Source organism: Desulfosporosinus sp. I2, from assembly GCF_000960765.1.
GTDB lineage: Bacteria > Bacillota > Desulfitobacteriia > Desulfitobacteriales > Desulfitobacteriaceae > Desulfosporosinus.
This window is the reverse complement of sequence record NZ_JYNH01000168.1, coordinates 1-9,432: the sequence shown is the minus strand read 5'-3', so window position 1 is coordinate 9,432 and position 9,432 is coordinate 1. Positions and strand designations below refer to the sequence as shown.

Genomic DNA, 9,432 nt, shown 5'->3' with positions numbered 1-9,432 from the left:
AGAGGCTCTCCGAAAGATTGATAGTATTAATTCATCTAAGGCTAAATTGACGAGAAACCCTTGATGGAGATTTGTGGTGTATATTAGAAAATACCAAAAGCAGTATGTCGATTGGAGATAAATTGACACACTGCTTTTCCTTCTGTTCTGTATGCTGTAAAGGTGTGATTATAGGGATAAAGAGGAAAACGTGAAGGTAAGTAGTATGACGTACACACGTTTTAATATACCTTAACTTGTGGTAAGATTATTCTTAATAAGGAACTAAACGGAAATAGAAATTATAACAATTTCCTTGAGGTCGGAGAAAATTAATAAGATAATTTGCAAAAGAGAGAAGGTGGTCGAATGCCTACGAAAAAAGATGTGGAACGGGTTTTAGAGAAACGGGATTGGAAGCAACTGAACATATGGGCTCAAGAAAAAGAAAGTAAGAATGTCTATCGGCAATTTATGACACGAATCTATGTTAAAGATGGGCTTATTTTCTGGCGGGCAGTAGAGGCATTAGGAGTTTTTGCCCATGAAATGGATCAGAAAGATGAAAAATATGCCGTTGAGCTTGTGCGTCGTTATTTTTGGATGCTCAACGAGGAATCCGGCGGAACTGCATGGAATGCATCCGAGGCCATAGGAAGTCTTCTGGCTCATTGTCCAAAGACATGTGGACATTTTAATTGGATGCTTTCTGGGTTGTTAGTAGATGAAAGCTTAAGCGATGGTGCGCTATGGGGATTGGCCCAACTAGCTCAGAGCGCTCCTCATTTAGTAGATCCTCTCGAAGAACGGATTAGGCCTTTCTTAGAATCTGAGGAGCCGTTCGCTCGTGGTTTAGCGGCACTAATCTATGCACTTATGCGGACTCCTCAAAACGGTCTTGAGCTTTACCGTGAAGAAGGACCTAAATGGAGCATCCCGATCGATCTTGATCAACGTTTAAAAAACGATCCCAACATAATCCAAATCTATCAAGCTGGAGAACTGATCAAGTATTCTGTTCAGGAACTTTGGACGGCCCAAAGCCTTACCTTTTGGGTAGAACATATTATGATTAAAGACCTAGCGGTTGAGGTAACGGTCGCCTCGACCTCAGTAGGATTGTGCTGGTTAGGGCTTGGCCCGTCGGTTGAGGAAGAACAGTCCTTGCTTAAATGGATGTCACGCCAGTTCCCAAAACGTTTTTTGATACGTAAGCGCGAGCCAAATAGTGAGGTTATTCGTCAGTTGCAAGAGTATGTTTCTGGCCAACGCAAGGAGTTCACGATTCCTCTGCATCCAATCGGTACGCCCTTTCAGCTTAAAGTATGGGAAGAACTTCTGCGTATTCCTTACGGAGAAACTCGTACTTATGGCGAAATTGCTGCGCAAGTGGATAACCCAAAAGGGCAGCGAGCCGTGGGTATGGCCAACAATCGAAATCCAATCGGAATCGTGGTGCCCTGTCATCGGGTAATCGGTAAAGGTGGAAGTTTGACAGGGTACGCTGGAGGTTTAGACATTAAACAAAAGCTGTTAGAGTTAGAAGGTTTTATTAAGAAATAGTTTGATGTGGATAGGTCAACGATTAATAGTAATATGTGAAACACAAGTTTATAATAGATGAAAAAGGGGGAATCAAACATGGAAAACCTTTTCATAGGAATCGAACACATCGGGATTAAGGCCTTGGAATTGGAAAAAGCTATTCGTTTTTACATAGAGGTACTCGGCTTTAAGTTTTTACACAAAATTAAACCAGGAGAGGCGGAATTGGCCTTTCTGGAATTAGGTGGTACCGTCGTGGAATTAGTGGAAGTGGTTGACGGTTCTAAATTTAAGGATGGGGTTGTTAATCACTTGGCAATCCGAGTCTCCGATATCGTTAAAGCGGTTGAACATTTAAAGGGCCATCAGGTAGAATTAATTAATTCCGAGCCCATGTCTTTAGGGGAAGGACGGTATAATTTCTTTTTCAGAGGTCCAAGCGGAGAAAGATTAGAATTCTATCAAGCGTAACTGAGAAGTTCCTTATAGTAATGTTGATCAAAGATGGCTGGCCCACCCCCAGTGTGCCAAAAGACAATCGTTTCAGGAAATTCACGGTTTTTATGGTGCATGAGGTGTTTGACTGCGGCAACCCCTTTGGCCGTATAAACGGGATCAAAAAGGACGCCATCCGTTCGTAAACACTCAATTAAGACCTTCGAAGATGCAGGTGTGGATAGGCCGTATCCCGGTCCGATAAAATCGGTGGTAACTTCAAACGGTGGTAGCGGACAAGGGGCGTGGAGCAAATCCAACACCTCAGCTGCTAGTTTTTTAACCCGATTATGAAGTTGATCCGTACTTTGCACTACATTGACTCCTAACAGGTGAAGAGGCTGAGGGAGAAGGGCATTCGCCGCGACCAAGCCCGCTAGTGTCCCCGCGCTTCCGACTGAACAGACAAGAGTATGAGGAGTCCATCCTTGCTCTTCAGCTTGTTTGAGGAGTTCGAAAAAGGCCAGAAAGTATCCTAATGATCCGAGTACATTAGAGCCCCCGAGAGGGATTGTATAGGGATGGTGACCCTGTAATCTCCTTTCGGCGGAAATGCGTTCTACAGCTTGATCTAGAGGCTCTTCACCACAAGCTATAATTTCTGCACCTGCTAAACGATCCAGAAGCAGATTGCCTCCCCATTCTGTCGGAGTCTTCCCTGGGATAATAATCACGGAGGGGATTTTCATCATCGCAGAAACAACGGCGGTAAGACGAGCGTGGTTCGACTGAGACGCTCCGGATGTGATAATGAGGTCCGCCCTTTGGCTTAGTGCCTCAGCCATGAGGAATTCTAGTTTGCGTAGTTTGTTCCCTCCCAGTCCGTAAGGGGTTAGATCGTCTCGTTTCCAATATAATGGATCATCACCCCATGCAAGGCGACTTTTTTGAATGGGTGTTGGTCCTCCCATTAAGGGAACACGAGGGGGGAATGGTAAGCTTTCTAGTAATGAATTAAACATTGGGTACCTCCAAGTATCAGATTATTGATACTTTTCTACAAGAACCTTCCAATTCCTTTTGTTCTAAAGCAATTTTTGATAGTCTAAATAAAGTCGAAACGGTTGACAATTAAGAAAAGAATGGAATCAAACTATGCAAAAGAAACGATATCATACGTTTAATGAACACTTGCGCAATAGGTTTGGGGAAAAAATCTTTAAGGTTTCTTTGGACGCCGGATTTACTTGCCCTAATCGAGATGGTACCTTGGGCACGGGGGGGTGTGTCTATTGCAGTGCACGGGGATCTGGAGATTTTGCAGGAGAGCGAAGAGTATCCCTTCATGAACAATTTTGTGACGTTAAAGAACGAATGACTAAAAAATGGCCTAAGGCAAAGTATATCGCTTATTTTCAAGCATATACTAATACTTATGCTTCGGTAGATCGGTTGCGTGAAATTTATGAACATGCCCTTGCCGAGGAGAAGGTCGTCGGGTTATCCATTTCCACAAGACCGGATTGTTTGCCGGAAGACGTACTAGGGTACCTTGAAGAACTGAACCTGAGAACTTATTTATGGGTGGAGTTGGGATTGCAAAGTAGTCATGACCGAACCATGGAATGGATTGGTAGGGGGCATGACTATGCTCAATTTCTCAAGGGTCTGGGGCAGTTACACGCCAGAGGAATACGGGTTTGTGCCCATATTATCCTGGGACTACCTGGAGAAACGAAAGCAGAGATGATGGAAACCGCGAGGGCCGTTGCCAAGTTGCCCTTAGAGGGGATTAAAATTCATTTACTGCATGTTTTAAGAGGAACTCCTTTAGCAACCATTTATCAGCACGAGCCTTTTGAGCTTATGACCCAAGAGGAGTATGTTTCGCTCGTCGTAGATATTATAGAGATCCTACCTCCAGAGATGGTTATTCATCGCTTAACAGGAGACGGACCACCGGATGATCTGATCGGACCTCTATGGAGCCGTAAAAAGTGGGAAGTTCTCAATGCTATTGATGCTGAATTAGAACGGCGAGATTCATGGCAAGGAAAAAAAGCAGAGGGAACTATCGGATAAAAAATTAGCGATCTCGTAGAGATCGCTAAAAGATAGAAAGAGGAGAGTATTAGATTATGGCCTCAAAGTAGGCCGTGGAAACGAAAACAGGGGGATTGACGCTTTAGAACTACTAGGCTTGAGTGGGGTTATTTTGAGTTCAGGAGCCAGGTTTAAATACCTTTTCAGATCTGAATTGGTATCCATGATCCGTTGACTTATCTGTTCGTTATTAAGACGTTCTGTCATGTTATATCAGCTCCTTACATAGTAATAGGTTTATTAGGGTGTTTCATATTGAATATATTTTCCTTCCCAAGTACGTAAAACCGCTTTATTTTCGTCAAGGGACACTAGGTATTGTGGGGAAATGGGTGTCTTGCCTCCACCTTTAGGGGCATTAATAATATAAGTTGGTACAGCGAGTCCAGACGTATGACCTCGTAATTGTTCAATAATTTCAATTCCGTCTTGGATTCTGGGAACGAAATGACGGGTTCCTTTGACATTTTTAGCATGAAAGATATAGTATGGACGAACCCTGATTTTCAGTAATTCTTGGTTAAGTTTTTTCATCACCTGTGGTTGAGTATTGATACCTTTGAGTAAAACAGCCTGATTACCTAGGATTACACCGGCTGCAATTAGTTTGTCAGCCGCTTTTTTGGCGTCTTTTGTGACTTCTTTAGGGTGGTTGAATTGTGTATTGATGTAGAGTGGAGGGTATTTTGCCAAAATTGTGCATAGTTCATCTGTAATGCGCATGGGTAAGGTAACGGGTACTCGTGTCCCAAGTCGTTTAATTTCCACATGGGGGATGGCATGGAGTTCTCCCAGAAGCCAATCTAAGGTTTGGTCACTCAGCAGTAATGCATCTCCCCCAGTCACTAAGACATCTCGAATTTCTGGGTTTGCTCGAATGTAGTTGAGCGCCTGGCTAAGTTGTACTCGTGGAGAATGGGTGTCTGTTTCTCCGATATTACGTCTACGTTGACAATGTCGGCAGTACATAGCGCACATGTTAGTAACATTGATGATTAGGCGATCCGGGTAACGTCGCGTTATGCTGGGAGCAGGAGATGTATATTCTTCGCCCATTGGATCTTCTTCTCCAAAATCATCGAAAAGCTCTGCTTGGCTAGGTAGTCCCTGCAAACGGATGGGATCAAAGGGATCACTATCATCCATTAAACTCAGATAATAAGGAGATATAGCCCAGCGAAAGGTTTTCCCTACCCGTAGAATTTCTTGACGTTGCGTAGCAGCCAAGGGTAATAACGTATCTAAAACATGGGGATCTGATATTCTATGTGTCATTTGCCAATGCCAATTTTCCCAGTCATCAAGAGTTGCACCGAAATAGTTAAGGATCATAGCCCGATGGGATTCGAACGTATCTGAACTTGAAAATCCTGTTGGAATAGTACTAGCTTGCTTTAGATAAGGGGTAACCATTTGTTTAAGTTTTTCGGCTCGACGCAGTGCGTATTGACGAAAGGCTACAGGACGATCTTGTAGTTGGACAGACATTCATACCCCTCCTTTTCTCACAAACAAAAAAGAACCGATCAAACATAACGGTTCCCAAACGGAATAACGCAGAATATCACGTTAAACGTGTTCCAACGCTTACGAGGTTAGCTGACGGGTTCGAGCGCCTGCTCTACGCTTTTCGCGATTCACCCCACAAATGGGTCCCCCGTTTTCCTTTTGGGAAATTAAGCTGAATAAATAACATTTATTTACTAACAACCCAATAGTATCATATAAGTTGTTACCTGTCAATAGCATGATGTCACCTGAAGTTGGCTATGTTATAATAGAATGAGTTCGATATACAATATTCGCAGGCGAACTACAAATTCACGAACTACGAACTGCGAAATGAGATATGGGTAAGGGGTTGAACATATTGGAACAAGCACGTTATCAAGAAATTGCCATTGACATAGCACACGCCATTATGATGGGGGAGTACCATGAGGGGGTAAAGATACATGGCCGTTCGACGTTAGCAGGGCGGTATAATGTCTCTCCGGAGACCATTCGTCGGGCCATCGCTGTTTTGCAAAATGTTGGAGTGGTGATGGTTAGTCAAGGCGTAGGGATTACAGTAACATCAAAAGCCTTGGCCGAGAAATTTGTTAAATCGTTTGATCAAAAAGGAGAAATTCAGGTCTTTGTTGAAGATTTAAAAAAGCTGATGGATCAAAGGCGTGAAACCGACATGAAGATTGAAATCCATCTGAACAAATTCCTTGGGTATACGGATCGCTTGATGTCACGTTGGTTGGACGTCGGAGAAATTGAGATTGGCAAGACATCTCCGGCTATTGGAAAAACTTTAAGGGAATTAAAAATTCGGGAACGTACAGGGGCGACGATTGTAGCCGTGATTCGAGACGGTTTTGAACAGTTTTCTCCGGAGGCTAGTTTTGTCCTGCGTGGGGAAGATGTCCTACTGGTTGCAGGTTCTGCAGAAGGTCAAGAGAGATTAAAGTCAATTATTCTATAATTCGGATGGAGTAAGTGAAATGTATCCAGGTATTGATAGTCTCGAAATAGAACGAATGGCTAAGGCATATAAGCGCCAACCTAAATTATTTGAGCGTCTTTTCACAATGCGAGAACGTGAAAACTTAGAGGGGAAAGGTGTTCAGAGTTATGCCGCGCGTTTTGCTGGAAAAGAGGCTGTCTTAAAGACTTTGGGGACAGGGCTTAGTGGCTTTTCTTGGCATGATATAGAAATTTTAACTAATTTAAAGGGAGAACCTATCGTTTATCTTAGCGCTAGAGCTATGAATCAAGTCAGAGTTCGGGGCGGGTCTCAAGTAAAAGTAAGTTTAACTCATAATCAAACCCAGGCGATGGCGTTTGCTATTTTAGAGTAGGGGCAATTCATGAATTGCCCCTACGAGTTATAAAGATAAAAAGAACCGGGGTGGGGAATGTGCGTGTGGTCAGCGCAGAACAAATGCGGCAGATCGAAGAAAAGGCAATTCATGATTATGGTATCCCGAGTTTGCTCCTTATGGAAAATGCAGCCTGGGCAGTCGTTGCAGAGATTCGGCGTAGTCTGCTTGGTCATGACGGTCAGAAAGAATTAAGTGGACGAAAAGTAGTAATTTTAGCCGGAAAGGGTAATAACGGCGGGGATGGCTTAGCCGTTGCACGACAACTTATGTTCCAGGGCATGGATGTCACGGTTTTGTTATTTGCAGGACTTCAGGAACTTAAAGGAGATGCTGCCTTAAATTTGCAGCTTTATCAGGGTACTCTTGGAAAATTGTTTGTAATTGAAGGGGAGAAGCAACGTCGTTTGACACGTTTAGCACTTGCACAAGCGGATGTCGTGGTGGATGCACTTTATGGCATTGGGTTGCGTGGGGCATTGCCCAGCTTAGTAGAAGAATATGTTGACGAAGTTAACCGTGCTCCGGGTTGGGTGGTTTCCATCGATATTCCCAGTGGTGTAGAGGCAAATACGGGTAAGGTATATCGTACTGCGGTTCGTGCCCAAGCAACTGTAACATTTGGACTTCCGAAGTGGGGTCTATTCCTCGGTGAGGGCCCGGACTATTGTGGACGGGTAGTGGTGGATCCAATTTCTATTCCAGAAGTCTACTTAGAAGATGAAGGAATATCGACGTTTGTCTTGATGGATGAGGATATTCGCGGTAGTATTCCTGTACGTCAACTTAAGGGTCATAAAGGAACTCACGGAAGAGGGATTCTTGTGGCGGGTTCTAAAGGTATGAGTGGAGCCGCTGTTCTGGCAGGACGGGGTGCTTTACGCAGTGGGATTGGACTGCTGCAAATCGTGACTGCTCAGGGAATTGCCAATGATGTGGATGTCTCAATTACTGAGGCGACCGTTTGGCCCGCACCGGGAGAGGATTCTCTTAATGAACAAGCTTGGCCGGTGATCTCCAGTCGGTCTGAAAACGCACAGGCCCTTGCGCTGGGTCCAGGTATAGCTCAGAATCCACAATTTATGGCAGTGCTTAAAGAGATTTTAAGCAACGTGAGTTGTCCGGTCGTCTTAGATGCAGACGCGCTCAATTTAATGGCTACGGAACCTAGTCTAATTGCGTTAAGAAGTGATCGAGGTGCTTTAATTCTTACGCCCCATCCGGGTGAGATGGCCCGGCTATGTCAATGTAGTGTTGAAGATATCGAGCGCAATCGATTGGATATCGCGGTGGCAAAAGCGGTCGAGTGGGAAGCAGTGGTTGTCTTAAAAGGCTCTGTAACCATTATTGCTTCACCAGATGGTCGGGCGTTTTTCAATCCTACCGGGAACCCCGGACTCGGAACGGGGGGAACTGGAGATGTCCTTACTGGGAGCATCCTTGCTTGGTTGGCCCAAGGGGTTCCTCCGCTAGAGGCAGCTTGTCTGGGTGTATACTTAAACGGTAGAGCAGCGGATGAGCTAGCTATTGATTATGGGTGGTCCGGATTCACTGCTTTGGAAGTCGCTAATCAACTGCCCAAAGCTCGGCATGCCTTAGAACTGAAGAGTTAAGAGGGAAGAAGGGATAAATGATGGGGGTGCGACCGGTTTGTGCTGAGGTCAATTTGCAAACTTTAAGAGAAAATTACTTTAAGCTTAAAGCATATACCCAAAGTGAAATGATGCCGATCGTCAAGGCAGATGCCTACGGGCATGGAATGATTCCTGTTGTAAAAACGCTCAAGGAGTGTGGAGCAAAACGCTACGGTGTGGCTCTCTTACAAGAGGCGTTGGAATTTAAAGCGGGGTTTCCTGAGCTGACGGTGATGATTCTAGGTGCAACCGATCTAGAACAATCAGATGTTTTAGTTAAGGAAGAAATTATTCCTGCCATAGGCCAATGGGCTCAAGCCCAAGCGCTCTCTGAGGCTGCCGTGAGACTAAAAAAGACTGCAAAATTGCATATCAAAGTGGATACGGGAATGGGTCGAATAGGGTTTCAAGAGGGAGACCTTAACGATATTCTGAGGATTGCCGACTTACCTAATCTTATAATTGAGGGAATATTTACCCATTTTGCTACTGCGGATCAAAACGATCTATCGTTTGCCCGGATACAGTTTAAAAGCTTCCAATCCCTCTGCGAAAAGTTGAAACAAAGTGGACTAGATATTCCAATAAGGCATGCGGCCAACAGTGCTGCTCTCATTCAATTTCCAGAATCTCATTTGGAGCTTGTTCGTCCAGGAATTAGTCTTTATGGTTTTCCTCCATCCTCCCAAATTGGAGGATATGTCGGGTTAGAACCAGTCATGTCTTGGAAGGCTAGAGTTTCCCATATAAAGACGATAACCACAGGAGAAACAGTAAGTTATGGCCGTACTTTTCAGGCGGCATACCCTACACGTGTGGCAACTATTCCGTTAGGGTATGCGGATGGGCTCCGAAGGGCGCTTTCC

General features: G+C 44.4%; 9 protein-coding genes and 1 riboswitch. Of the genes, 7 read left to right on the top strand and 2 right to left on the bottom strand.

Annotated elements, in window-relative coordinates; all coding sequences use genetic code 11:
- The first annotated feature begins 348 nt into the window (after positions 1-348).
- Complete coding sequence (locus tag UF75_RS30465) at positions 349-1,542, top strand: DVU0298 family protein (protein WP_045576821.1); 1,194 nt, start codon at positions 349-351, stop codon at positions 1,540-1,542.
- 78 nt (positions 1,543-1,620) lie between these two features.
- Positions 1,621-1,995, top strand: a complete 375-nt coding sequence (locus UF75_RS22765) for a VOC family protein (RefSeq protein ID WP_242860392.1) — start codon at positions 1,621-1,623, stop codon at positions 1,993-1,995.
- Here the strand turns inward: UF75_RS22765 and UF75_RS22760 are convergent.
- On the bottom strand, positions 1,986-2,981 hold the full coding sequence (locus UF75_RS22760) for a D-cysteine desulfhydrase family protein (protein ID WP_045576819.1): 996 nt from the start codon (positions 2,979-2,981) through the stop codon (positions 1,986-1,988). The genes UF75_RS22765 and UF75_RS22760 overlap by 10 nt on opposite strands.
- Positions 2,982-3,114: 133 nt before the next feature.
- Between UF75_RS22760 and UF75_RS22755 the strand changes: the two genes are divergently transcribed.
- Positions 3,115-4,041 carry a TIGR01212 family radical SAM protein gene (locus UF75_RS22755; RefSeq protein ID WP_045576818.1) on the top strand — a complete coding sequence of 309 codons (927 nt, stop codon included), beginning with the start codon at positions 3,115-3,117 and terminating at the stop codon, positions 4,039-4,041.
- A 261-nt stretch (positions 4,042-4,302) separates the two neighbouring features.
- Here UF75_RS22755 and eam read toward each other — a convergent pair whose 3' ends face one another.
- The gene (eam, locus tag UF75_RS22750) at positions 4,303-5,550 is read right to left on the bottom strand and encodes a glutamate 2,3-aminomutase (RefSeq protein WP_045576817.1); all 1,248 of its coding nucleotides are present in this window, start codon (positions 5,548-5,550) and stop codon (positions 4,303-4,305) included.
- Between the two features lie 81 nt (positions 5,551-5,631).
- A riboswitch (cyclic di-AMP (ydaO/yuaA leader) is annotated at positions 5,632-5,755 on the bottom strand.
- A 174-nt stretch (positions 5,756-5,929) separates the two neighbouring features.
- Here eam and UF75_RS22745 point away from each other — a divergent pair.
- The 4 genes from UF75_RS22745 to alr all read left to right on the top strand — a co-directional run.
- Positions 5,930-6,535, top strand: coding sequence for a TrkA C-terminal domain-containing protein (locus UF75_RS22745; RefSeq protein ID WP_156146569.1), 606 nt, complete (start codon positions 5,930-5,932; stop codon positions 6,533-6,535).
- A 19-nt stretch (positions 6,536-6,554) separates the two neighbouring features.
- The gene (locus UF75_RS22740) at positions 6,555-6,911 is read left to right on the top strand and encodes a holo-ACP synthase (protein WP_045576815.1); all 357 of its coding nucleotides are present in this window, start codon (positions 6,555-6,557) and stop codon (positions 6,909-6,911) included.
- A gap of 59 nt (positions 6,912-6,970) precedes the next feature.
- Positions 6,971-8,545 carry a bifunctional ADP-dependent NAD(P)H-hydrate dehydratase/NAD(P)H-hydrate epimerase gene (locus tag UF75_RS22735; RefSeq protein ID WP_045576823.1) on the top strand — a complete coding sequence of 525 codons (1,575 nt, stop codon included), beginning with the start codon at positions 6,971-6,973 and terminating at the stop codon, positions 8,543-8,545.
- A gap of 17 nt (positions 8,546-8,562) precedes the next feature.
- A partial coding sequence (gene alr / locus UF75_RS22730; RefSeq protein WP_045576822.1) for an alanine racemase occupies positions 8,563-9,432 on the top strand: 870 nt, incomplete at its 3' end.

What these genes read in the sequence shown, in the direction of transcription:
- UF75_RS22740 (WP_045576815.1), top strand. Translation starts at nt 6,555, where the DNA reads ATGTATCCAGGTATTGATAGTCTCGAAATAGAACGAATGGCTAAGGCA.
- UF75_RS22765 (WP_242860392.1), top strand. Translation starts at nt 1,621, where the DNA reads ATGGAAAACCTTTTCATAGGAATCGAACACATCGGGATTAAGGCCTTG.
- eam (WP_045576817.1), bottom strand. Translation starts at nt 5,550, where the DNA reads ATGTCTGTCCAACTACAAGATCGTCCTGTAGCCTTTCGTCAATACGCA.
- UF75_RS22760 (WP_045576819.1), bottom strand. Translation starts at nt 2,981, where the DNA reads ATGTTTAATTCATTACTAGAAAGCTTACCATTCCCCCCTCGTGTTCCC.
- UF75_RS22755 (WP_045576818.1), top strand. Translation starts at nt 3,115, where the DNA reads ATGCAAAAGAAACGATATCATACGTTTAATGAACACTTGCGCAATAGG.
- UF75_RS30465 (WP_045576821.1), top strand. Translation starts at nt 349, where the DNA reads ATGCCTACGAAAAAAGATGTGGAACGGGTTTTAGAGAAACGGGATTGG.